This window comes from Tardiphaga sp. 619_E2_N8_4 (assembly GCF_051810905.1).
Lineage (GTDB): Bacteria > Pseudomonadota > Alphaproteobacteria > Rhizobiales > Xanthobacteraceae > Tardiphaga > Tardiphaga robiniae.
Map to the genome: position 1 here is coordinate 575,481 of NZ_JBPWQJ010000001.1, position 21,657 is coordinate 597,137.

The following is a 21,657-nucleotide window of genomic DNA, read 5'->3' on the forward strand; positions in this document are numbered from 1 at the left end:
GGGCGATAGCCACCTTTACTCTCAGATGTGCTCAGATTTGAGATTTGAAAGGCGCTCGCTTCGCCTTCAACGCATCTGCCAGCAATTCGAGCCGGTCCTGGCCCCAAAATACTTCACCGTTGAGCACATAGGCGGGCGAGCCGAACACGTCGGCCGCAATCGCCTCCTGACGGTTCTGCTCATATTTCTCGGCGATCTCGCTGGACGCCGCGCGCTCTAGCAGTTTCGCGCCCGGCAGCCCCGAATCATCCGCCAGCCTGGTCAGCACGGCCGCGTCGCCGAGATTGAGCTGACCTTCCCAGACCGCAGGAAATGCGCGGCGCAGGAACGGGTCCGGATCGTGTCCAGCCTCAAGCGCCGCGATCACCAGACCATCGGCGAGTCGGCCATCGAATGGCCAGTTCTTTGGCTGCAGATGGAAATCGAGACCGCGCTTGTCGCGCCAGCGCTGCAATTCAAGCATCCGGTAGCGCTGCCGCACCGGATGACGCTTGCCCAGCGGAAGGCCGCCGGTTTCCGAAAACAGATCGCCGAGAAATACCGGCTTATGATTCACCTTGAGATCATAAGTACTTACGAGATCGCGAAACAGCGTGTGGCCGATATAGGCCCAGGGCGATGGCAGCGAAAAATAGTAGTCGATCTCTTGAGACATTCCGGGCTCCGGCAGGGGCGTTTTCAAACTCTGCGGTACTCCAACAGAGCGCCCTGCGCCGTGCAAGATAGATCACCTCGAAAGTCACTCTTGCACTGCGGCGATCCCGCGCAGCGGGATTCGAATTTTGCCAATAAAATCAAGTGAATCAAGGCGCTAACAAGCGATCAGCGAATCTTGACTTGGCAAGATGCGCTAAGTATGGTCCGCCCGGCTTTGAAGGGTGATGGGGCGTTATTTCCAGCATTTGCAGCGTTATTTCGAGTGTCGCAAGCATGACGAACGGCACACGGGACGATGACAGTGAACGCAGAAACGATGGCAAATCGTCTCCCGATGAGGCTGCGCTTTCCGCAAGGCTCGGAAGTCTGAATCAGCGTCTGTCCAAACTTCAGGATGAGCGCAAACTTCAGACTGACCAATCCGAAACTGGAAGCGGAAACGCGCAGTCCAGGGCATCGGCCATGGCGGTGGGTCTCCGTCTTTCTTCGGAACTGGTCGCGGGCGTCGTCGTCGGAACGATTCTGGGCTGGGGCTTCGATCGTTTGCTGTCGACATCGCCGTGGGGCCTGATCGTTCTCATGCTGCTCGGTTTCGTCGCCGGCGTGATGAACGTGATGCGCTCGGCTGGTGTCGGGAAAAAAGCGGAATAAGAAATTCGCGCCCAAGACCTCTGCGTCGTTGGCGCAGCATTTGAGTGCCGGCTGTCCGGCAAGGAAACGCCGGACGTTCCGGCCGAATTGAAAGACCGACGTGGATGGCCGATCCGATCCATCAATTTGAGATCCACAAGATCTTCACCCTGGGCCATATCGGCAATCAGGAAATCGCCTTCACCAACTCATCGGCCTATATGTTCGGCGCCGTCGCCGTCGTGTCGCTGCTGATGATCGGCGGCAGCGCCGGACGTGCGCTGATCCCGAGCCGCTTCCAGTCGGTCGCCGAACTGTCCTTCGAATTCGTGTCGAATACGGTGCGCAGTAGCATCGGCGAAGAAGGGATGAAGTTCTTCCCGTTCGTGTTCTCGCTGTTCATGTTCATCCTGACGGCGAATCTGATCGGCATCATCCCCTATACCTTCACCGTCACCAGCCATCTGATCGTCGCCGTCGCGCTGGCATTGATGGTGTTCCTGACCGTGCTGCTCTACGGCCTCTACAAAAACGGTCTCGGCTTCTTCAAGCTGTTCGTGCCGCACGGTATTCCGATTTACATCCTGCCGCTGGTTACGGTGATCGAGGTGATCTCGTTCCTGTCCCGCCCGGTGTCGCATTCGGTCCGTCTGTTCGCCAACATGCTGGCCGGCCACATCACACTGAAGGTTTTTGCCGGCTTCGTGACCTCGCTCAGCGCACTCGGCGCACTCGGCATTTTCGGTTCGGTGCTGCCGCTGGCCATGACCACGGCGCTGACCGCGCTGGAGCTGCTGGTCGCCTTCCTGCAGGCCTATGTGTTCACGATCCTGACCTGCATCTATCTCAACGACGCACTTCATCCGGGCCACTAACCGCGTTTTAGTGTTCTGGCGGAATTCCACCCCTCAACTGTCTTAATCCCCTATCCCAAGAAGGAGTTTTACTATGGATCCCATCGCAGCGAAGTACATCGGCGCCGGCATTGCTTGTCTCGGCATGGGTGGCGCTGGCATCGGCGTCGGCATGATCTTCAGCCAGTTCCTCAACGGTGCGCTCCGCAACCCGTCGGCTTCCCAGGGCCAGTTCGCTAACCTGATCTTCGGCTTCGCCGTGACCGAAGCGCTCGGCATCTTCTCGCTGCTGATCGCGCTGCTGCTGCTGTTCGCCGTCTAAGCTGAAAACGGATCCGGTTGCCGCTCCGTCCTGGAGCGCTTCCGATCGATAAGGAGACTGCTGTGGCTGAAGGTCAGGGCAAATCCAAGGGCGCCGATCACGGGACTGCCGCGCACACTGCGGCAGACGGTGGTCACAAGGCGTCGTTTCCGCCGTTCGAGAGCAACACCTTCGCTTCACAGCTGGTGTCGTTCGCGATCGCGTTCGGCTTGCTCTATCTGATCGTGTCGCGTCTGGCGCTGCCCCGCGTCGGCGGCGTGCTTGCGGCCCGTCAGCAGGTTCTCGATACGGACCTGAACGAAGCCGCCAAGCTCAAGGGCGATTCCGACGCTGCATTGAAGGCTTACGAAACCGAACTCGCCAATGCCCGCGCCAAGGCGCAGGCGATGGCGACCGAAGTTCGTGAGAAGCTCAATGCGGAACAGGAGCAGGCCAAGGCGAAGCTCGAAGAGAGCCTTGCCAGCAAGCTTGCTGCAGCGGAGCAGACCATCGCCACCACCCGCGCAACGGCGATGGGCAATGTGCGCAGCATTGCTGCGGACACAGCCTCGGCGATCGTCGAACGCCTGACGGGCATCAGCCCGGATGCAGGCGCCGTCAACGCCGCGCTCGACGCGTCGCTGAAAGGATAAACGGATGTTCGGACTTCAAGCTGAATTCTGGGTCGCCGTCGCTTTTGTCCTTCTGATGGCGGTGTTCGGCTGGTTCGGTATTCACCGCACCATCCTGACGGCGCTCGACCACCGCAGCGTCCGTATCAAGCAGGAACTCGACGACGCCCGTCGCCTGCGTGATGAAGCCGCCGCGCTGCTCGCAGACTACAAGAAGCGTCATGCAGCGGCCGAGCGCGAAGCGCAGGACATCATCACTTCCGCCAAGGAAGAGGCCGAGCGCATTGCCGCCGAAGCCAAGACCAAGATGGAAGATTTTGTCGCTCGCCGCACCAAGAGCGCCGAAGGCAAGATCGCAATGGCGGAAGCCCAGGCTATCGCAGACGTTCGCGCAGCCGCAGCCGAAGCCGCAGTGAATGCCGCAGCCTCGGTACTGTCGCAGTCCGTAAAGGGCTCGGTGGCCGACGACCTGATCGCCAAGGGCATCGGCGAAGTTCGCTCCAAGCTGAACTAAGCGAAAGACTTCAAACTAAAAAAGCCGGCGCGAGATGATCGCGCCGGCTTTTTTGTTGGCTCGGATTACCCCTTAGCGCCGCTTGCGTGCGGGTGCCTGCGATTTCAGGGCCTGCGGATCGAAGCCGATATAGAAGATGTAGGAATCGCCTGCGGTACCTGTGGGCACGGGATAGACGAGATCCTCGCCGACCAGGCTGAACGGCACGCTGGTCTCGCTGCCGATCTGCACATTGGTCTGAAACACCTTGGTGGCGATGGTCTTCGGCGTCACACCTTCCTGCACCACGGCGACACGCAGCGGCACATCGACCACTGCTGGCGCGCCGGCCGGCCCGACGATGACGCGGCCCTGGATGCCGATCTTGACCGAGATCTGACCGCCATTGAGATCGCAGGAGCGCGCTGTCCGGGTGATGGTGGCCTGGAAAGCCAGATCGTTGCCGACCGCAGGCTTGCCCGCAGCGCCGACCGCATAGGTCGAGGCGCCCGGCCGGATGCTGACGCTCGGGCAGGTCAGATCGTTCTCATCGGTCTGCGGCGATTGCGGTGCGCCGACCTCGGTGGACTTGCCCGAGAACAACTGGGTGAAGCGATCGGTCATCGACGGACTGCCGCCACTGCTGCTGCTCGGCGAACCGCCGCCGAACATGCCGCCGCCGCCGCAACCGGCCAGCGTCAGGCTTGCTGCAGTGATCACCAGCAGGCCACGGAGCGCGCCGGTGCGGCCGCTGATCGGCATCGAACGAATGTTTCGCATTGTGAAGATATCCCCGGAAATTCAGTCGTTTGCGCAGCCCCGCCCAAGGCGTGCGCAGGGCCTTATAACAGCGCAATGGCGGCGAACCCAAGGCGCTTGAGAGAGGACAGATGCGCGCCATTGCGCCACATCCGGACATCGCGCTGCAGCAGAACTACCCGCGGAAGTCCTCATGCAGCATGCCGTAAAGCAGGTGATCCTGCCAGATGCCATTGATGCAGAGATAACGCCGCGCCAGTCCCTCGCGTGAGAAGCCACACTTCTCCAGCACCCGCACCGACGGCAGGTTGCTGGGAATGCAGGCCGCCTCGATGCGGTGCAGGTTCAACTCGCCAAACAAGGTCGGCAATAGCACCCGCAGCGCCGCGGTCATGACGCCCTGCCCGGTATAGGGCTGGCCGACCCAGTAGCCGATGGTGCCGGCCTGGACGATGCCCCGGCGCACATTGGCGAGCGTCACGCCGCCCAGCAGCGTGCCATCGGACTCGCGAAACACCAGAAACGGATAGGCGCGATCGGCAGACGCATCGTCGGCATAGCGGCGCAGCCGGCGGCGAAAGCCGGAGCGCGTCAGGTCGTCTGACGGCCAGATCGGCTCCCACGGCGTGAGATAACCCCGGCTCAGCTCACGCAGATCGGCCCATTGCGGAAAATCGCTCATCACGGGCGCGCGCAATGCAACGCCGTAGCCGCGCGGCGCCAGCGCCGCCGGCATGCTCGATGGCAAACGAAACAGGGCCATAGGCTCGCTCCCTGATGCCTCGGACCTCACCTGCCTAGTGAAGCAGGCTCTTGTCCTTAGCGCGGGTCAATCCTTCCGCAAAAGCCACTGCCGTGTCCAGCCCCCGGCCGCTGCCGAGTGCCGCCACAGCCGGGCGGCTGCGCGTCAGCAGGCCACGGGCGACGTTGCGGGTCGATTCCACGCTGACATCATCGATGCGCTGGACGAGCTCTTCCACGGTGAGCGGACGGCCATAGGCCAGCATGTGCCGCGCCAGCTGTTCGGCACGCGAGCTGCAGCTCTCCAGCGCCATCAGCAGGCCGGCCTTCATCTGCGCCTTGGCGCGCGCGATTTCGGCTTCGGTCAATGTCTCGACCGACTCGTTGATGACGTCGACGATGACTTCCATCATCTCCGGTGCATCGGTCGGATCGGTGCCGGTATAGAGACCGAAGAAGCCGGTGTCGGTATAGGGCGCGTGGAAGGTGTAGATCGAATAGCAGAGACCGCGCTTTTCGCGCACTTCCTGAAACAGCCGCGAGGACATGCCGCCGCCGAGAATGTTCGTGAAGACCTGCAGACTGAACAGCGACAGGTCCGATTGCGGCAGGCCTTCCAGCGCCAGCGTCAGATGTGCCTGTTCGAGATCGCGATTGACCACGCGCGAACCGCCCTTGCCGAACATCGCCGGCTGCGGCTTCGGCGCAGCCGTGCCTTCGAAGCTGGAAAAGCGATCGGCGGCTTCATGCACGACCTGACGATGATTCACGGCACCGGCCGCAGCCACCACCATGTCCGGCCCGCGATAATGCGTGGACAGGTAGCTCTGCAGCATGTCGCGGTCGAAACCTTTCAGCGTCTTGGCGGTGCCCAGAAGCGAACGGCCCATCGGCTGGTCGGGATAGCAGAGCTCGTTGAGATGTTCGAACACGACGTCATCGGGCGTATCTTGCGCCGCGCCGATCTCCTGCACGATCACGCTCTTCTCGCGCTCCAGCTCGTCCGGCACGAACGTCGGATTGGCGAGAATGTCCGAGAGCACATCGAGCGCCAGCGGCACATCGGCCTTCATCACGCGGGCGTAATAGGCCGTGGTTTCGGTCGAGGTCGCGGCATTGAGATCGCCGCCGACCGCCTCGATCTCCTCGACGATCTCGCGCGACGAACGCTTCTTGGTGCCCTTGAACGCCATGTGTTCGAGCAGATGCGAGATGCCGTGCTCGTTGGGCTTCTCATCGCGGCCACCAACGCCGATCCAGACGCCCAAGGCGGCGGTTTCCAGATGCGGCATGGTATCGGTGATGACCGTCAGGCCCGAAGGCAGTTTGGTAACTTCGACAGTCATCAGGACACTCCTTGCTTCGCAGCGCGGCTGACCGACAGCACGAACTGCTCAATATCGCTTTGGTCATTCTTCATGACCTTAATATGCTCGGGCTTCGTCATCAGCCCTTCCAGATAGACGGGCAATGCCGGCCGCACGCCGCACGCCGCCTCCACCGCATCGGGGAATTTCGCCGCATGCGCCGTCGACAGCACGACATTGGGCACATGCATCTCGGTGGTGTCGCGATCGGCGACGGCCAATGCCACGGCGGTATGCGGATCGATCAGGTCGCCGGTTTCGCGCCACGCCGCGCGAATGGCAGCCGATGTCTCATCCTCATCGGCGCGGCCGGATTCGAAATCGGCACGGATCGCGGTCAGCACTTTCTCGGGCAGCACGAAACGGCCGGACTGCTTGAGCGAATCCATCAAGCCGCGCACCAGCGTGGCATCGCGGCCGGAGGCTTCGAACAGCAGGCGCTCGAAATTCGATGACACCTGAATGTCCATCGACGGCGACGACGAGGCATGAACCTCGCGCACCTCGTAGATGCCGGTCTTGAGCGTGCGATCGAGGATGTCGTTGACGTTGGCGGCGACGCGCAGCTTGCGCACCGGCAGACCCATGCGCTTGGCCACATAGCCGGCAAAGATGTCACCGAAATTGCCGGTAGGTACCGTGAAATCAACGCTGCGTGCAGGCGCACCGACCGCGACGGCCGAGGTGAAGTAGTAAACAACCTGCGCAACGATACGCGCCCAGTTGATCGAGTTCACACCCGACAGCGACACGGCGTCACGAAACTTGTGATGATTGAACAGACCCTTCACGATCGCCTGGCAATCGTCGAAATGGCCCTCGACGGCGAGCGCATGGACGTTCGACGCGCCGGTCGTGGTCATCATGCGACGCTGCACGTCGGAAATACGGCCGTTCGGAAACAGTACGACGAGATCGACATTGTCGCGGCCGGCGAAGGCATCGACGGCGGCACCACCAGTATCGCCCGAGGTCGCGACCACGATGGTGGTGCGCTGATTGCGCTTGGCGAGAACATGATCCATCAACCGCGCGATGAGCTGCATGGCGACGTCCTTGAACGCCAGCGTCGGGCCGTGAAACAGCTCGAGCACGAACTGGTTCGGCGCGGTCTGGTCGAGCGGCACCACGGCCGGATGGCGGAAGGTGGCATAGGCCTCATTGGCCATGCGCCCGAGATCCTCGTCGGAAATCTCGCCGGCCACGAATGGCCGGAGCACCTCGACGGCGACTTCCCAATAGGGCCGGCCGAACAGCGACGCGATGGTCTCGGCTGACAACTGGGGCCAGACCTCGGGAATGTAGAGGCCGCCGTCGCGGGCAAGCCCGGTCAGCATGACATCGCAAAAACCGAGTTTCGGGGCCTCTCCCCGCGTCGAGATATAGGTCGTCAAGGCGTCCTCCAAAGGCGCGGAAACCGCCAAGCCTTTGATAATAATGGGGTTAAAACTTCACGCCGCGTGAAATCGAAGGGCACCATAATGGGTTTCGCCGGGCGAGGAAACCGACTTTGGCCAGGGTTCAGGCCCGTCGCTGGCCCCTGATCCAGACCCCGAAAGCAATCACCACGGCGGCCGCGAGGCCAAACCATGTGATGGCATATTGCATGTGGTCATCCTTGAGATGGATTTCGAGCGGACCGGGCTTCGGAATGGCGTTGGCCGGCACGGGACTTTCCAGATCGACATAGAACGGCGCGACAGGGCCCCAGCTGAGCGCCTGCGCCATGGCACGCTGGTCGCGGTTGAACCACAGACGCTTGTTGACGTCGTCATGGGGCGTCAGCGTACCCGCTGTTTCGGGAAAACGCAGATAGCCGGTCATGGTCACCGGCGCTCCGGTGATGAGCTTCTGCACGGCGCGGTCCTGCTGGGCGCGATCCTGCATCGTGTTCTGCACGAAGCCCGCATTGATCACGACAGTCTCGCCGGATGCCAGCTGCGCCGGCAGGAAAGCCCAGGTCACCGGGCCGGGCACATCGGGCCGCACGCCGGAGCCGGAGCTGTAAACCATGCCGTCCGGCACGGGTTTGTAGGTGGCCGAGAAGCTGACGCGGCGGAATTCGTCCTTCGCCGGGGTCAGCGCCCTCCATGTGGCCGGCGCGGGCAATGTGCCGGGCGCACCTGCAAGGCGCTCCGTGAGTGCGGCGATCAACGCGTGTTTCTCGGTACGGCGCTGCAACTGCCAGAAGCCGAGGCTGAGGAGCACACCGACGATGATGAGCGTGACGATGCCGAGACCGGTGATACTGCGCCGGCGCGCTGCAATTGCGTTCATTTCGGCGTGCGATCGATGAGTTGGCCTTCGGAGGCCTTGTGGTGGAATTGCAGGGCGATCAGCAGCGACTTCATTGAGCGCAATGGCAGCAGCGTGGTTGCGAGAATCAGCGGCAGCCACAATGCGGCATGCAGCCAGAATGGCGGCTGATACTTGACCTCCACCACCAGCGCAGAGCCGACCACGATGGCACCGGCGAGCATGATGATGAAGATCGCCGGGCCATCACCGGTGTCGATGAAAGCATAGTCCAGTTCGCAACGCTCACAGCGCGGCGCCAGATTGATGAAGCCCGCATAGAGCTTGCCCGCGCCGCAACGCGGGCATTTGCAGGTCAGGCCGCGAATGACGGTCTGGCCGAGCGTGACGGGGGCAGCGAGTTGATCGGGCATCGAGTCGAATTCTTTCACGCCGCAGAGGCCAACGAAAAAGGGCGGCCCTGCGGCCGCCCTCTTGTAGCACCCGAATGCGATCAGTGCGCGGCTGCGCCGACGATAGGGCCGCCATAGCCCCAGACATAGATCGTGACGAACAGGAACAGCCAGACCACGTCCACGAAGTGCCAGTACCAGGCGGCGAATTCGAAGCCGAGGTGCTGCTTCGGCGTGAAGTGACCGGCATAGACGCGGAACAGACAGACCAAGAGGAAGATGGTGCCGACCAGCACGTGGAAACCATGGAAGCCGGTCGCCATGAAGAAGGTCGCGCCGTAGATGTTGCCCTTGAAGCCGAAAGCGGCGTGGGCGTATTCGAACGCTTGCACGCAGGAGAAGGCTGCGCCGAGCAGCACGGTGAGGATCAGCGCATACTTGACGGCCTTGCGGTCGCCTTCCAGCAGGGCGTGATGTGCCCAGGTCACCGTGGTGCCCGAGGTCAGCAGGATCAGCGTGTTGAGCAGCGGCAGGTGCCAGGGATCGAAAGTCTGAATGCCCTTCGGCGGCCAGACGCCACCGAACAGTGCTTCGCGGGTGGCATGGACGGGATCGCCGGGGAACAGCGACGAATTAAAGTAGGCCCAGAACCAGGCGACGAAGAACATCACTTCCGAAGCGATGAACAGGATCATGCCGTAACGGTGGCTGATCTGCACCACGCGGGTGTGGTCGCCCTTATACTGTGCTTCGCGGACCACGTCGGTCCACCAGCTTGCGAACACGTAGAGCACGCCGATGGTACCGACGCCAAACACGATGGGCGCCGCGGCATACATGTGATGCATCCAACTGACCGCGCCGACCGCCATGATGAAGGCGAACAGCGAGCCTACCGCCGGCCACGGCGAGGGATCGACGAGGTGATAGTCGTGGTGCTTTGCTTGCGCCGTAGCCATTGCGGTTCTCTCCGTCAGCTGCGCCGGTTGAAGCCGGTGCGAGTTCTCTCAATTTTATAGCGCGGAACGCTCCGGGATTTCTCTCAGAGCTTTCTCTTAGAGGTTACCCTTGCGCTTGTCAGTCTCCGTCGCCGCCAGCGGCTTCGGCGCCGGATCGCGCAGGGGGTAGAACGTGTAGGACAGTGTGATCGACTTCAGTCCGTCATTCTCGCTATCCGCGGCCAGCGCAGGATCGACATAGAATACGACGGGCATTTCGCGCTTCTCACCGGGCGCCAGTGTCTGGTCGGTGAAGCAGAAGCAATTGATCTTCTGGAAATACGCACCCACCGTCAGCGGCGCCACATTATAGGCAGCCTGTGCAGAGGTGGTGCGGGCGGACTGGTTGGTCACGGTGTAGAACACGGTCACAACCTCGCCGATCTTGACCTCGATCTCGCTCTGCTCCGGGACGAACTTCCATGGCAGGCCGCCGGATACGTTGGCGTCGAAGCGCACCGCGATCTTGCGTGCGATCGGGCCCGTCGCGGGTGCCGAACTCGCCACCATCGTGGTGCCGTTGAAGCCGGTGGCGCGGCAGAACCAGTTATACAGCGGCACGGCAGCGTAGGACGCGCCGACCATGAAGGCGACCAGCAGACCGCACGCCGCAGCCACAGTCGCGTCGCGGCCCAGACCGCGGCGCGCATTCTTATCGCTGCGCGGGCTGCTCACTTCGACTGGCTGGATCTGCGGCTGATCGGTCATGTCACTCAGCTTTTGCCATTACATGGGCCGGATGAGAACGGCCGGCCCTTTGACCATGGTGACGGCAAAGAACAGTACGACGAGAATGCCGAGCGCCCAGGCGATGGCCAGCGAGCGTTCGCGCCGGCTCTTCTTCTGCGCCTCGGTGAGGACGATGCCCTCTGGCTCGGTAGGCTTGCGCTCATTGTCCATCGGATCATGCGCCCCTCTACCAGACCATCGGGAGGATGGCCTTCACGACCACCTCGAGCAACAGAATGGCAAAAAGCGCGAACAGATAGACGATCGAGAAAGCAAACAGCTTGCGAGTCGCGCGATTGGCAGGCGTGCCTTCGCGCAGACGATAGACCTCGACGGCGAGATACATCATGCCGGCGCCGAGGATCAGCGAAGCCGTGCCGTAGATGGCAGAGAAATAGCCGAGCGGCCACGGGGCCACGGCGGTCGCAACCAGCACGACAGTGTAGAGCAGAATCTGCAGCCGGGTCGCATCGGGACCGGCGACCACCGGCAGCATCGGCACGCCGGCGCGGGTGTAATCGTCGTTGCGGAACAGGGCCAGCGCCCAGAAATGCGGCGGGGTCCAGAAGAAGATGATCAGAAACAGCAGGACCGGCTCCATCGAGAGCGTTCCTGACGCCGCAGCCCAAGCGACGACCGGCGGCAGCGCGCCGGCGGCACCGCCGATGACGATGTTCTGCGCGGTCCAGCGCTTCAGAGCGATGGTGTAGATCACGACATAGAAGAAGATGGTGAAAGCGAGCAGCGCGCCGGCGAGCCAGTTGACGAGGATGCCGAGCGTCATCACCGAGAAGAAGGCCAGCACCAGACCGAAGGTCAGTGCTTCCGGCCGGGTGATGCGACCGCGCGGGATCGGGCGGTTGGCGGTGCGCGACATCAGCGCGTCGATATCGGCCTCGTACCACATGTTCAGCGCGCCGGAGGCGCCGCCGCCGACAGCGATACAGAGGATCGAGGTGATCGCCAGCACCGGGTGATGATCGCCCGGCGCCAGGAAATAACCGACCATCGCCGTGAACACGACCAGCGACATCACCCGCGGCTTGAGCAGCGCGATGTAGTCGGCAACACCCGCTTCGGAGATGCGAGGGGCAGACAGGTCGATGGTATGGTGGTCGAGGACGGACAAGATCATTCTCACTTTTGTTACGAGCACTCCGCCGAAACCCTTGCGAGTTCGGCGGAGGCATTAACTCGGTGCGGCACCCAAGAGCGCCGCACGAAAACCACTTACTGAACGCGCGGCAGCACTTCGAACTGATGGAACGGCGGCGGCGAGCTCAGGGTCCATTCCAGCGTGGTCGCACCCGAACCCCACGGATTGTTCGCAGCCTGTTCCTTGCGGACGAAGGCTTCGATCACGCCGTAGATGAAGATCAGCACGGCAAAGCCGGAGATGTAGGAGCCGATCGACGACACCAGGTTCCAGCCGGCGAAGGCATCCGGATAGTCGACATAGCGGCGCGGCATGCCCGACAGACCCAGGAAGTGCTGCGGGAAGAACACCAGATTCACGCCAATGAAGGTGACCCAGAAATGCGCCTTGGCGATGGTTTCCGAATACATGTAGCCGAACATCTTCGGGAACCAGTAATACCAGCCGGCGAAGATGGCGAACACAGCGCCCAGCGACAGCACGTAGTGGAAGTGCGCGACCACATAGTAGGTGTCCTGCAGCACGCGATCGACGCCGGCATTGGCCAGCACGACGCCGGTGACGCCGCCGAGGGTGAACAGGAAGATGAAGCCCACGGCCCACAACATCGGCGCCTTGAACTCGATGGAACCGCCCCACATCGTGGCGATCCAGGAGAAGATCTTCACGCCGGTTGGTACCGCGATGACCATGGTGGCGGCAACGAAGTAGGCCTGCGTCGCCGACGACATGCCGACGGTGTACATGTGGTGCGCCCAGACGACGAAGCCGATGCCGCCGATGGCGACCATCGCATAGGCCATGCCGAGATAGCCGAACACCGGCTTCTTCGAGAAGGTCGAGATGATCTGCGAGATCATGCCGAAGCCAGGCAGAATCAGGATGTACACTTCGGGGTGACCGAAGAACCAGAACAGATGCTGGAACAGGATCGGATCACCGCCGCCGTCTGCGGCGAAGAAGGTGGTGCCGAAGTTACGGTCCGTCAGCAGCATGGTGATGGCGCCCGCCAGAACCGGCAGCGACAGCAGCAGCAGGAACACGGTCACCAGGATCGACCACACGAACAGCGGCATCTTGTGCAGGGTCATGCCCGGCGCGCGCATGTTGAAGATGGTGGTGATGAAGTTGATGGCACCGAGGATCGACGACGCACCGGCGAGATGCAGCGCCAGAATCGCGAAGTCGACAGCGGGACCCGGATGGCCCGATGTCGAGAGCGGCGCATACATGGTCCAGCCGGCACCGACGCCGTTGGCGCCGGGCTCGCCCTCCACGAAGGTCGAGATGATGAGCAGCGCGAAGGCGGCTGGCAACAGCCAGAACGATACGTTGTTCATACGCGGGAACGCCATGTCCGGTGCGCCGATCATCAGCGGCACCATCCAGTTGCCGAAACCGCCGATCATCGCGGGCATCACCATGAAGAAGATCATGATCAGACCGTGCGAGGTGACGAAGACGTTGTAGGTGTGGCTTTCGTGGAAAATCTGGACGCCCGGATACATCAACTCGATGCGGATCAGGATCGACATGATGCCGCCGATGACGCCCGCCACGATCGCGAAGATAAGGTACATCGTGCCGATGTCCTTATGGTTCGTCGAATAGACGTAGCGCCGCCACCCCGTCGGATGCGCATGCGCATGATCGTCGTGGGCGTGATCGTCGTGAGCCGGTGTTGCCGCGGTCGTTGCCATTTTCAAATCCTGCTTTGTCTTCTTCTGGCAGTCTTTGGACCTTGCGGTCCCCTCGCCCTAATTTCTTACAGTGCGTGCGGAGCCTCGCGGCTCCGCCAACCGCTTACTGCGCCACAGCAGTTCCGGCCGAAGCGTAGGAATTCGCCGGATTGGACGCGAACTTCTTCTTCGCGGTCTCGACCCATGCCGTGAATTCCTGATCGCTGACGACGCGGATCGCGATCGGCATGAACGCGTGATCCTTGCCGCACAGTTCCGAGCACTGGCCATAGAACATGCCGGTCTTGGTGGCCTTGAACCAAGTCTCGTTCAGACGACCCGGAACGGCGTCGATCTTGATGCCGAAGGACGGGATCGCGAAGGAATGGATGACGTCTGCGGCGGTCGTCTGCACACGCACGACCTTGTTCACGGGAACGACGACTTCGTTATCGACGGCGAGCAGGCGCGGCTGCTTGTCGGTGGCCATCAGCGAGTCGAATTCGAACGGGCCGTTGTCGGGATAGCTGTAGGTCCAGAACCACTGCTTGCCGGTTGCCTTGATGGTCAGGTCGGCTTTCGGAATATCGAGTTCCAGGAACAGCAGACGGAACGACGGCACTGCCACTGCGACCAGGATCAGAACCGGGATGATGGTCCACGCCACTTCGATCAGCGTGTTGTGCGTGGTCTTGGATGCGACCGGATTGGCCTTGGAGTTGAACTTCATCACCACGATGACGAGAAGTACAAGCACGAACAGTGTGATGGCGGTGATCAGCCAGAGCAGGAAATTATGAAACCAGGTGATGTTCTCCATCACCGGCGTGGCGGCTTCCTGCAGCTTGAATTCCCACGGCGCGGGCTGGCCCATCACCTCTGCGAATGCAGCACCGCCAAAAGCAAGCCCGGCCCCAACAACTGCTAACCCCAGCAACCGGCGGCCAATCTGGCCCCTCGACATCCTCATGCCGCTCGCGCTCCCATATTTACTGTCGCATTTCGGCCTGTCGCCGAATTATGCCGCCCGATCCGCACCCTGCCAATTTGCCAAAACGCCCAAGTGATTGGCTTGGAGGCAGTTGTTAGAATGCGTCGAAATCTAGCCTCTCAAACCATAATTCGCGGTCTGTCGCAATGCAGGAGTGGCGCATCCCGTAATGCATTCGGCGGTATTGAACGAAGGTCGCAATTGCTGCATGAAATCAGGCATAAACAGGCATGCGGCAGCCGAACGGCGCTTGACAGCGGAATTGTCCGATGTAGGCACAGATCAGGCGATCGGCAGGATGCTGATTCGCGCCTGCGAGCGCTTTCGTGGCTCCGTGGATGCCTTCAAGGCGCCGTCATTGCCGTATCATTCCGTGGTCTGGAAAAATCCTCCGGACAGACAGCGTCAAGCGTGCTGCCCTGGACTACGACCACCACGTCACCGCCTAAGGAATCGACCCGGATGGGGCACTCGAAGTTGCAGCATAAACCGACCCTGAACCGCCCGGCCCATGGGATCGCAGGCTGGCGCCGGCTGGCGCTCGGTTGTCTCGCCCTGGCGGCGATCGCCGCCGTCCCGACTACCGCCAGCGCCCAGGGTGCGGTGCGCTCGGTTCATGGCGACTGGCAGATCCGCTGCGACACCCCGCCCGGTGCCCAGGCCGAACAATGTGCCCTGATCCAGAGCGTGGTGGCGGAAGACCGCTCCAATGCCGGCCTGACGGTGATCGTGCTGAAGACCGCCGACCAGAAGAGCAAGCTGATGCGCGTGGTGGCGCCGCTCGGAGTGCTGCTGCCGTCCGGCCTCGGCCTCAAGCTTGACAATCAGGACGTCGGCCGCGCCGGCTTCGTGCGCTGCCTGCCCAATGGCTGCGTTGCCGAAGTCGTGATGGACGACAAGCTGCTCGCCCAGCTCCGCACCGCCAAGACTGCCACCTTCATCATCTTCGAAACGCCCGAAGAAGGCATCGGCTTCCCGCTCAGCCTCAACGGCATCGGCGAGGGTTACGACAAGTTGCCATAGGCTTTGAACCCGGCAGCATCAGCCGGAACCGCGCCCTCTGTAATAGTCCAGCAATCGCCGGGCATCTTCAGATGTCCAGTCGGCCTCTCCAGCAAGATATCCCTCGACCTGCCCCGTCGTCCCGATCAGGTATGAGATAGGCATCGCGTAGAGGCTGAACGGAGTATCCGGAGCAGCAACCTCGCCGGCACGCGCGACCAGTCCACCAGGGTCTATACCGACATCGAGATGTCTCAGCTTCAGGTTGCGCACGAACGAAGCAACGTCTGCGCGATCGGTGGCGATCGCCATAACCTGCAGATTTGCGCGTGTCTCGATGTCCTGAAGCCGATCAAGGATCGGCAACTCGGTCTTGCAGGCCGGGCACCATGTCGCCCAGAAATTGACCAGAACGACCTTTCCTGGAAACGCGGTCAGATCAACCGGCTTGCCAACTAGGCGAGGCACCGCAACGGACGGGATCGGCCGCGCTCCCCGGATGACGGTGAACTGATGCCGGGTGGTGCCAAAGGGCGGCGGCCCATCAGGCCGCGCATCCGCGGCAGCGCCCCCCGCCGCCAATGCGACTGTCGTGGCCAGTGCCCCTTTGAGCAGCGTGCGTCGCGAGATTGGCGAGCGAGCAATAGCCCGTCCGCGGTGCGGTGTTGTCACGATCCAGCCTCCGATGGGCATCAAATAGGGTAGCGAAGGGTGCCGCTCAGGATCGGATATAGGACCAACCCGCTTCCTGTAGCTCGATGATCCGCCCAGGCCCGCTCGGAACCATCTGGACATTGTCGATAAACGAAATCGGATGGCCCTCGCTGCGCTCCATACCGAGCTTGGTCGCTTCGCAAACCACGAAGCGAATGTCAGGGGTGAGAGCCTGGACGACCTTCAGCAGTTCCTTGACCGGCGACGTGTCCACTCGAAACATATGAATGCCGGCGTTGTAAGCGACGATTTCGATCGAGAAGTCCTGCTTCGTCTCCCGGTAGTATTTCGGCAGGTTCAGCGACGTCGAAATCAGCGCTCTCATGACGGTCGGGTCGTCAGTGTTGATCTGCAGCACGAGACGATGTGCCTTGGCCGCCGCAGGCTTCGTCTCCGGCGCCCACGGCTTTGAAATGGCGGACCCTGCGTCCGTCAAAGCCAGAGTGACGAATAACGGTGCCGCAAACGCCAGACCGAACGCCACCGTGGCCAAAGCCTTGCCGCTATAACTCCGCATTGAAATCATCGCTTGCACTCGAACACACTGAAAGGTTCGGCTTTTTTCAACGGCAATCCGTGGATGGCCGGATGAGAGCGTGAGCGCTCGCTACCTGAGGATCATGCTGCGCTTGGCATAAGCCACGATACCGCTCAATGCGAGCAGCACGATCGCTGGAATCGGCGAACCGCCAATGACAAACACATGCGTAAAAATCGCACCGATCATGATGCAGCAGAGGAGGATCGCGCCAAACGCGACCGTTGACGGAATGATGATCAGGACCGCTCCGAGGATTTCGAGCGTGCCGGTCAGATAGCGGAACCATTGCCCAAGACCGATATGTTCGAACTCCTCGACGAGCATCGGCACGCCGTAAAGCTTGGCAGTCCCCGCAGCGGCGAACGCAAGAGCGAGCAAGCCCCTGACGGCCCAGAGACTGATGGAGTTCCAGCGCCGCGGCGCTGACGAGGTGACGGAAGACGATGACATGGGCAGCTCCGAAGATGGTCAAAACGGTTTCGGCGGCGCGGCTGACGGCAAAGTCTGCTTCAGATCCACGGCGCGCTTTCGAAGCACAAATTTCGGCAGTAAGATGAAAAAGACAAGTAGAATGCTTTTTCTGAGATAGTATGAAAAACATGACTAATGGAAAAACAGACGATATCGCGCTCCCCGAATGTCAGCAGGGCCGGGAAGTAGAAGATTTTCATCGGGCGCTGGGGATGATTACCGGCAAATGGAAATGTGAAATCCTCTGGCAACTGGTCCAGAACAAACACCGGTTCGGAGAACTGCAGCGAGCGATCCCGAATGTGACGCAACACATGCTGACGACACAACTACGCGATCTCGAGTCCAACGGACTCGTCAAGCGCACGGTCTTCGCCGAGATACCTCCGAGGGTGGAATATGAAATCACGGAATCGGCGAGAGCGCTCAGGCCGGTCTTCGAGGAACTGTTCCGATGGTCGCAGGCGCATTTCTCTGCGATGCAGGCCCGATCCACGACCTCATCCGGCTCCGACGAGAGCGCAACGCCCCTGACTCATCCTTAATCCAGAAATGGAGCGACTTACTCGCCGGGCACCAGCCCGACCGCATGACGGCGCCCAGGCTTCGATGCCGCACGCAGGCGGCGGCGCGAGAAATACAGGATGAAGCCGGTCACGGTGAACAGCGGCATCAGGGCCGCGGCCAGCAAGAACACGATGCGACCGGGCAGTCCCAGGAACGCACCGGTGTGGATGTGCAGCACCGCAGCCAGAATGCGCTCACCGAATGTCTTGTCGTTGTAGAGCTCTGCCGACACCATGCGGCCGGTCACGCCATCGATGCGGAAATCGTCGCGCGCTTCATCGAATGACGCACCCTTTGCCACCGAGCGGATACGCACGACACTGCCCGGTCCGTTCGGCAGCTGCATGATCGCCATCGCATAGCGGCTGCCCTGATCAGCCAGAAACGTCGACCAGACCTTATCGAGTGACGGAGTCGCAGGCGCATCAGCGGCAGGTGCTTTGGCGCCCCCCTTTGCTCCGCGCATGGCCGGCGCGGTCGCAGCAGGCTTGCTCGACAGAAGCCAGGTGGCGCTAGCCTTGTACCAGTCGAACGACCACCAGAGGCCGGTGAGAATGGTCACCAGATAGACCGGCAGCAACCAGGTGCCGACGACGCTGTGCAGCGACCTGTGAAACGGACGGCCGGGCATCGCCAGATTCGGCCTCAGCCAAGCCTTGATGCTGCGGACACGGCGCGGCCAGCGCAGCACCATCCCGGAGATCAGCAATACGAACAGGCCGAGCACGGCGACGCCGGTGATCAGACGGCCATAGCCATTGCCGTTGCCCGGCAACAGCAGAAAGCGATGCAGGTTGCGCAGCGTCGCGAAGAAGCCCTCCCCCTGCATCGCCGAGACGACGCGGCCGTCATAGGGATCGACATAGACCGACGAGCGTTCCCCAGTCTCGCTGCGGGCAAAGCGCATCCGCACCGCCGTGCCGGGCTCGCTCGAAAAGACAATGAGACCAACCTTGCCCGCTCCTGGCACCGCCTGAACCCGCGCCACCAGCTCATCAGGTCCGAGCACAGGTGCGGGGCGCGGATCCACCTTCGTCACATCGCGATTCAGCGCAGCGACGATTTCGTCCTCGAAGCTCAGCATGGCGCCAGTCAGACCGATCAGGCCGAGGATCAGCGAGATCGCCAGGCCGATGATGGAATGGACTTGCAGGAATGCGGATTTGGTTCGTGAGGCCATGAAAAGCGATAATTGCCAGAAGAGATTAGTCCTGCAAGGAATACCGTTCACACAGGATGATGCTCGGAGGTCTACCGCACCGCAGCCTGAGGCGCATCGGAGCGCAGTTTGTAATAGCTCCAAGGTAGCCCATCATGGCTGGCACGGTTGCCCCCAGAGGATCTCGCCCCGGCGATGTGCAGGCCTCCCTTTTTGTCAAAACAGCACCTATCTTGGTTTGAATCGCCTGTTTCGCCGCAGGTTACGCCATTGTAAGGCGACCCATCCCCGGGTTGTCGCTACAAATTGAAATCGTGGCCCCGCGCCTGGCGCCCGGGCCGCGCCGCTGACATTGGAGCCTGCATGACCAGCCCAGCCACCACCTCCCTGATCGACCGCGCCAATCTGGACCGCGACGAGGTTCGCCGCGAGCTGATGCGGGGGCTACAGGGAGCTGACGATGGCGAGCTGTTTCTCGAATACAGCCAGTCCGAGGCGCTCGGTTTCGACAACGGCCGGCTGAAGCAGGCGACCTATGACACCGCGCAGGGATTTGGCCTCCGCGCCGTCAAGGACGATGCCGTCGGTTATGCGCATTCTTCCGATGTCTCGATCCCGGCGCTGATTCGTGCGGCCGATGCGGTCAATGCGGTCCGTGGCGGCTATGCGGGCACCTTTGCCGCAGCGCCTTCGCACACCAATGTGCGGCTCTACAGTGACGACAATCCGCTGGATGCGCCGGGCTTCGAGGCCAAGGTCAAGCTGCTGGCCGAGATCGACGCCTATGTCCGCGACAAGGACCCGCGCGTCCGCCAGGTCTCGGTCTCCCTCGGCGCCACCTGGCAGGTGGTCGAGATCCTGCGTCCGGACGGCGAGAGCTATCGCGACATCCGTCCGCTGGTCCGCGTGAATATCTCCGTCGTCGCCGGTCAGGGTGATCGGCAGGAAAGCGGCTCGAAGGGCTATGGCGGCCGCGAGGGCTATGCGCGCTTCATCGAGAGCGGTTCGTGGCGCACGGCAGCCGACGGCGCGCTGCGCGAGGCGCTGGTGAACCTGGAATCGATCCCGGCCCCTGCCGGCGAAATGGATGTGGTGCTCGGACCCGGCTGGCCCGGCGTGATGCTGCATGAAGCCGTCGGCCACGGACTCGAAGGCGATTTCAACCGCAAGCAGACCTCGGCTTTCGCCGGTCTGATGGGTCAGCAGGTTGCCGCCAAAGGCGTGACTGTCGTCGATGACGGCACGATCTCGTCGCGCCGCGGCTCGCTGTCGATCGACGACGAAGGCACACCGACCAATCGCACCACACTGATCGAGGACGGCATCCTGGTCGGTTACATGCAGGACCGCCAGAACGCGCGCCTGATGGGCATGAAGCCGACCGGCAACGGCCGTCGCCAAGGCTATGCCCATGTGCCGATGCCGCGCATGACCAACACCTACATGCTGGCCGGCCAGCGCGATCCCGCGGAGATTCTGGCTTCGGTGAAGAACGGCATCTATGCGGTGAACTTCGGCGGTGGCCAGGTCGACATAACTTCCGGCAAATACGTGTTTCAGTGCACCGAGGCCTACAAGATCGAGAACGGCAAGATTGGCGCGCCGCTGAAGGGCGCGATGATGATCGGCAACGGTCCGACCGACCTGCACCGCATCAGCATGATCGGTAACGATCTCGCACTCGATGACGGCATCGGGACCTGCGGCAAGCACGGCCAGGGCGTGCCGGTCGGCGTCGGCCAGCCGACTTTGCGCATGGACAAGGTGACCATCGGAGGAACGGGCCAGTGACCACGGATACGGAAACCACAACCGTCGCATCGACTGCAAAGCGCTGGTCCGGCCAGCTGGCACAGATCGTCGCGATCGTCGGCATCGTCTTCGTGGCAAAGGGGGCGCTCGCCGAGCCGTTCTATGTGCCGTCGGCCTCCATGGAGCCGACGCTGCTGATCGGCGATGCATTGCTGGCGACAAAGTTTCCCTACGGCTACTCAACAGCTTCGCTGCCGATCCATGTCTCCCTTCCCGAGACCGGCCGCGTCTTCGCGACCACGCCGAAGCGCGGCGATGTCGTGGTGTTTCGCTGGCCCGGCGATCGCTCCCAGGTCTGGGTCAAGCGTGTGATCGGCCTGCCCGGCGACCGCGTCGAACTGCGCGGCGGTCAGGTCTGGCTCAATGGCGTCGCGACGTCGGTGAAGGCCGACGGCATCGGTGCCGCGGAAGACGATAGCGGCGGCTCCGAACCAGCGCATCGTTATGTCGAAACCCTGCCCGGCGGCGTGTCGCATCCGATCTTCAAGCTGCGTGACAACGGCCGCCTCGACAACACGCCGGAAGTCGTCATTCCCCCTGACCACCTGTTCGTGATGGGCGACAACCGCGACAACTCCGCCGACAGCCGCGTACCGGTGTCGCAAGGTGGTGTCGGCCTGCTGCCGATGGATAACCTCGTCGGCCGCGTCGATGCCATTGTCGGCTCATGGGATCTCGGCATGCGCAGCCAGCCGGTCACCAACTGGCTATCGGGCTTCCGCATGGCGCGGTTCTTTACCGGGGTGCATTGAGCGC

The 21,657-nt window shown here is 62.0% G+C and carries 26 protein-coding genes; 9 read left to right on the forward strand and 17 right to left on the reverse strand.

Features of this window, described 5'->3' with window-relative positions; all coding sequences use genetic code 11:
• Positions 1-31: 31 nt before the first annotated feature.
• Entirely contained in the window at positions 32-655 is a 624-nt protein-coding gene (locus AB8A23_RS02715) for a 2-hydroxychromene-2-carboxylate isomerase (protein WP_089266841.1), read from the reverse strand.
• Between the two features lie 275 nt (positions 656-930).
• Here AB8A23_RS02715 and AB8A23_RS02720 point away from each other — a divergent pair, with 275 nt between their 5' ends.
• The 5 genes from AB8A23_RS02720 (at position 931) to AB8A23_RS02740 (ending at position 3,588) form a co-directional block, all read left to right on the forward strand.
• On the forward strand, positions 931-1,308 hold the full coding sequence (locus tag AB8A23_RS02720; RefSeq protein ID WP_089266840.1) for an AtpZ/AtpI family protein: 378 nt from the start codon (positions 931-933) through the stop codon (positions 1,306-1,308).
• Positions 1,309-1,412: 104 nt separating this feature from the next.
• The gene (locus AB8A23_RS02725; protein ID WP_089266839.1) at positions 1,413-2,162 is read left to right on the forward strand and encodes a F0F1 ATP synthase subunit A; all 750 of its coding nucleotides are present in this window, start codon (positions 1,413-1,415) and stop codon (positions 2,160-2,162) included.
• Positions 2,163-2,235: 73 nt separating this feature from the next.
• Positions 2,236-2,463 carry a F0F1 ATP synthase subunit C gene (locus AB8A23_RS02730; protein WP_068732626.1) on the forward strand — a complete coding sequence of 76 codons (228 nt, stop codon included), beginning with the start codon at positions 2,236-2,238 and terminating at the stop codon, positions 2,461-2,463.
• A gap of 62 nt (positions 2,464-2,525) precedes the next feature.
• Positions 2,526-3,095: a F0F1 ATP synthase subunit B family protein gene (locus AB8A23_RS02735; RefSeq protein WP_120289077.1), complete on the forward strand. Its 570-nt coding sequence runs from the start codon at positions 2,526-2,528 to the stop codon at positions 3,093-3,095.
• Positions 3,096-3,099: 4 nt separating this feature from the next.
• Complete coding sequence (locus tag AB8A23_RS02740) at positions 3,100-3,588, forward strand: F0F1 ATP synthase subunit B family protein (RefSeq protein WP_068732624.1); 489 nt, start codon at positions 3,100-3,102, stop codon at positions 3,586-3,588.
• Positions 3,589-3,660: 72 nt separating this feature from the next.
• On the opposite strand, the gene AB8A23_RS02745 is transcribed toward AB8A23_RS02740, so the two are convergent.
• The 12 genes from AB8A23_RS02745 to coxB all read right to left on the reverse strand — a co-directional run bounded on the left by AB8A23_RS02745 (position 3,661) and on the right by coxB (position 14,614).
• The gene (locus tag AB8A23_RS02745) at positions 3,661-4,347 is read right to left on the reverse strand and encodes a hypothetical protein (protein WP_439056957.1); all 687 of its coding nucleotides are present in this window, start codon (positions 4,345-4,347) and stop codon (positions 3,661-3,663) included.
• A 154-nt stretch (positions 4,348-4,501) separates the two neighbouring features.
• On the reverse strand, positions 4,502-5,089 hold the full coding sequence (locus tag AB8A23_RS02750) for a GNAT family N-acetyltransferase (protein WP_175365935.1): 588 nt from the start codon (positions 5,087-5,089) through the stop codon (positions 4,502-4,504).
• Positions 5,090-5,123: 34 nt separating this feature from the next.
• On the reverse strand, positions 5,124-6,413 hold the full coding sequence (locus AB8A23_RS02755; protein ID WP_439056956.1) for a M16 family metallopeptidase: 1,290 nt from the start codon (positions 6,411-6,413) through the stop codon (positions 5,124-5,126).
• Positions 6,413-7,828 carry a threonine synthase gene (thrC, locus tag AB8A23_RS02760; protein WP_439056955.1) on the reverse strand — a complete coding sequence of 472 codons (1,416 nt, stop codon included), beginning with the start codon at positions 7,826-7,828 and terminating at the stop codon, positions 6,413-6,415. The genes AB8A23_RS02755 and thrC overlap by 1 nt, the downstream gene beginning before the upstream one ends.
• Positions 7,829-7,955: 127 nt before the next feature.
• A complete protein-coding gene (locus AB8A23_RS02765; RefSeq protein WP_439056954.1) occupies positions 7,956-8,711 on the reverse strand; it encodes an SURF1 family protein in 756 nt (251 codons plus the stop codon).
• The gene (locus AB8A23_RS02770) at positions 8,708-9,103 is read right to left on the reverse strand and encodes a DUF983 domain-containing protein (protein WP_439056953.1); all 396 of its coding nucleotides are present in this window, start codon (positions 9,101-9,103) and stop codon (positions 8,708-8,710) included. The genes AB8A23_RS02765 and AB8A23_RS02770 overlap by 4 nt, the downstream gene beginning before the upstream one ends.
• A gap of 80 nt (positions 9,104-9,183) precedes the next feature.
• Positions 9,184-10,041 (reverse strand): cytochrome c oxidase subunit 3, encoded by an 858-nt coding sequence (locus AB8A23_RS02775; protein ID WP_089266832.1) that lies wholly within the window; start codon positions 10,039-10,041, stop codon positions 9,184-9,186.
• 96 nt (positions 10,042-10,137) lie between these two features.
• Complete coding sequence (locus AB8A23_RS02780; RefSeq protein ID WP_175365930.1) at positions 10,138-10,788, reverse strand: cytochrome c oxidase assembly protein; 651 nt, start codon at positions 10,786-10,788, stop codon at positions 10,138-10,140.
• Positions 10,789-10,806: 18 nt separating this feature from the next.
• Complete coding sequence (locus AB8A23_RS02785) at positions 10,807-10,980, reverse strand: CoxF protein (RefSeq protein ID WP_120288167.1); 174 nt, start codon at positions 10,978-10,980, stop codon at positions 10,807-10,809.
• Positions 10,981-10,996: 16 nt separating this feature from the next.
• On the reverse strand, positions 10,997-11,938 hold the full coding sequence (locus AB8A23_RS02790; RefSeq protein ID WP_309943809.1) for a heme o synthase: 942 nt from the start codon (positions 11,936-11,938) through the stop codon (positions 10,997-10,999).
• Between the two features lie 101 nt (positions 11,939-12,039).
• Positions 12,040-13,665: a cytochrome c oxidase subunit I gene (gene ctaD, locus AB8A23_RS02795; protein ID WP_068732612.1), complete on the reverse strand. Its 1,626-nt coding sequence runs from the start codon at positions 13,663-13,665 to the stop codon at positions 12,040-12,042.
• A 103-nt stretch (positions 13,666-13,768) separates the two neighbouring features.
• Positions 13,769-14,614, reverse strand: a complete 846-nt coding sequence (gene coxB, locus AB8A23_RS02800; RefSeq protein WP_089266828.1) for a cytochrome c oxidase subunit II — start codon at positions 14,612-14,614, stop codon at positions 13,769-13,771.
• Between the two features lie 483 nt (positions 14,615-15,097).
• Between coxB and AB8A23_RS02805 the strand changes: the two genes are divergently transcribed.
• Positions 15,098-15,658 carry an invasion associated locus B family protein gene (locus AB8A23_RS02805; RefSeq protein WP_231078358.1) on the forward strand — a complete coding sequence of 187 codons (561 nt, stop codon included), beginning with the start codon at positions 15,098-15,100 and terminating at the stop codon, positions 15,656-15,658.
• Positions 15,659-15,676: 18 nt separating this feature from the next.
• Here AB8A23_RS02805 and AB8A23_RS02810 read toward each other — a convergent pair whose 3' ends face one another.
• From AB8A23_RS02810 to AB8A23_RS02820, 3 genes are all read right to left on the reverse strand, one after another.
• Positions 15,677-16,309 carry a TlpA family protein disulfide reductase gene (locus tag AB8A23_RS02810; protein ID WP_439056952.1) on the reverse strand — a complete coding sequence of 211 codons (633 nt, stop codon included), beginning with the start codon at positions 16,307-16,309 and terminating at the stop codon, positions 15,677-15,679.
• 46 nt (positions 16,310-16,355) lie between these two features.
• Entirely contained in the window at positions 16,356-16,868 is a 513-nt protein-coding gene (locus AB8A23_RS02815) for a DsrE family protein (protein ID WP_089266825.1), read from the reverse strand.
• Positions 16,869-16,958: 90 nt separating this feature from the next.
• Positions 16,959-17,342 (reverse strand): DoxX family protein, encoded by a 384-nt coding sequence (locus tag AB8A23_RS02820; RefSeq protein ID WP_439056951.1) that lies wholly within the window; start codon positions 17,340-17,342, stop codon positions 16,959-16,961.
• Between the two features lie 140 nt (positions 17,343-17,482).
• Here AB8A23_RS02820 and AB8A23_RS02825 point away from each other — a divergent pair, with 140 nt between their 5' ends.
• Positions 17,483-17,908: a winged helix-turn-helix transcriptional regulator gene (locus AB8A23_RS02825; protein WP_439056950.1), complete on the forward strand. Its 426-nt coding sequence runs from the start codon at positions 17,483-17,485 to the stop codon at positions 17,906-17,908.
• Between the two features lie 17 nt (positions 17,909-17,925).
• On the opposite strand, the gene AB8A23_RS02830 is transcribed toward AB8A23_RS02825, so the two are convergent.
• Positions 17,926-19,110, reverse strand: coding sequence for a PepSY-associated TM helix domain-containing protein (locus tag AB8A23_RS02830; protein WP_439056949.1), 1,185 nt, complete (start codon positions 19,108-19,110; stop codon positions 17,926-17,928).
• 342 nt (positions 19,111-19,452) lie between these two features.
• Between AB8A23_RS02830 and tldD the strand changes: the two genes are divergently transcribed.
• Together tldD and lepB are read left to right on the forward strand one after the other, a co-directional pair.
• Positions 19,453-20,880, forward strand: coding sequence for a metalloprotease TldD (tldD, locus tag AB8A23_RS02835; protein ID WP_089266822.1), 1,428 nt, complete (start codon positions 19,453-19,455; stop codon positions 20,878-20,880).
• The gene (gene lepB / locus AB8A23_RS02840; protein WP_089266821.1) at positions 20,877-21,653 is read left to right on the forward strand and encodes a signal peptidase I; all 777 of its coding nucleotides are present in this window, start codon (positions 20,877-20,879) and stop codon (positions 21,651-21,653) included. Before tldD ends, lepB begins: the two co-directional genes overlap by 4 nt.
• Positions 21,654-21,657 lie beyond the last annotated feature (4 nt).

Bases quoted from the DNA above. Each gene is read 5' to 3' on its own strand.
- AB8A23_RS02715 (WP_089266841.1), bottom strand. From the start codon at position 655: ATGTCTCAAGAGATCGACTACTATTTTTCGCTGCCATCGCCCTGGGCC.
- AB8A23_RS02720 (WP_089266840.1), top strand. From the start codon at position 931: ATGACGAACGGCACACGGGACGATGACAGTGAACGCAGAAACGATGGC.
- AB8A23_RS02725 (WP_089266839.1), top strand. From the start codon at position 1,413: ATGGCCGATCCGATCCATCAATTTGAGATCCACAAGATCTTCACCCTG.
- AB8A23_RS02730 (WP_068732626.1), top strand. From the start codon at position 2,236: ATGGATCCCATCGCAGCGAAGTACATCGGCGCCGGCATTGCTTGTCTC.
- AB8A23_RS02740 (WP_068732624.1), top strand. From the start codon at position 3,100: ATGTTCGGACTTCAAGCTGAATTCTGGGTCGCCGTCGCTTTTGTCCTT.
- AB8A23_RS02745 (WP_439056957.1), bottom strand. From the start codon at position 4,347: ATGCGAAACATTCGTTCGATGCCGATCAGCGGCCGCACCGGCGCGCTC.
- AB8A23_RS02750 (WP_175365935.1), bottom strand. From the start codon at position 5,089: ATGGCCCTGTTTCGTTTGCCATCGAGCATGCCGGCGGCGCTGGCGCCG.
- AB8A23_RS02755 (WP_439056956.1), bottom strand. From the start codon at position 6,413: ATGACTGTCGAAGTTACCAAACTGCCTTCGGGCCTGACGGTCATCACC.
- AB8A23_RS02765 (WP_439056954.1), bottom strand. From the start codon at position 8,711: ATGAACGCAATTGCAGCGCGCCGGCGCAGTATCACCGGTCTCGGCATC.
- AB8A23_RS02770 (WP_439056953.1), bottom strand. From the start codon at position 9,103: ATGCCCGATCAACTCGCTGCCCCCGTCACGCTCGGCCAGACCGTCATT.
- AB8A23_RS02775 (WP_089266832.1), bottom strand. From the start codon at position 10,041: ATGGCTACGGCGCAAGCAAAGCACCACGACTATCACCTCGTCGATCCC.
- AB8A23_RS02780 (WP_175365930.1), bottom strand. From the start codon at position 10,788: ATGACCGATCAGCCGCAGATCCAGCCAGTCGAAGTGAGCAGCCCGCGC.
- AB8A23_RS02785 (WP_120288167.1), bottom strand. From the start codon at position 10,980: ATGGACAATGAGCGCAAGCCTACCGAGCCAGAGGGCATCGTCCTCACC.
- ctaD (WP_068732612.1), bottom strand. From the start codon at position 13,665: ATGGCAACGACCGCGGCAACACCGGCTCACGACGATCACGCCCACGAC.
- coxB (WP_089266828.1), bottom strand. From the start codon at position 14,614: ATGAGGATGTCGAGGGGCCAGATTGGCCGCCGGTTGCTGGGGTTAGCA.
- AB8A23_RS02805 (WP_231078358.1), top strand. From the start codon at position 15,098: ATGGGGCACTCGAAGTTGCAGCATAAACCGACCCTGAACCGCCCGGCC.
- AB8A23_RS02815 (WP_089266825.1), bottom strand. From the start codon at position 16,868: ATGCGGAGTTATAGCGGCAAGGCTTTGGCCACGGTGGCGTTCGGTCTG.
- AB8A23_RS02820 (WP_439056951.1), bottom strand. From the start codon at position 17,342: ATGTCATCGTCTTCCGTCACCTCGTCAGCGCCGCGGCGCTGGAACTCC.
- AB8A23_RS02825 (WP_439056950.1), top strand. From the start codon at position 17,483: ATGAAAAACATGACTAATGGAAAAACAGACGATATCGCGCTCCCCGAA.
- AB8A23_RS02830 (WP_439056949.1), bottom strand. From the start codon at position 19,110: ATGGCCTCACGAACCAAATCCGCATTCCTGCAAGTCCATTCCATCATC.
- tldD (WP_089266822.1), top strand. From the start codon at position 19,453: ATGACCAGCCCAGCCACCACCTCCCTGATCGACCGCGCCAATCTGGAC.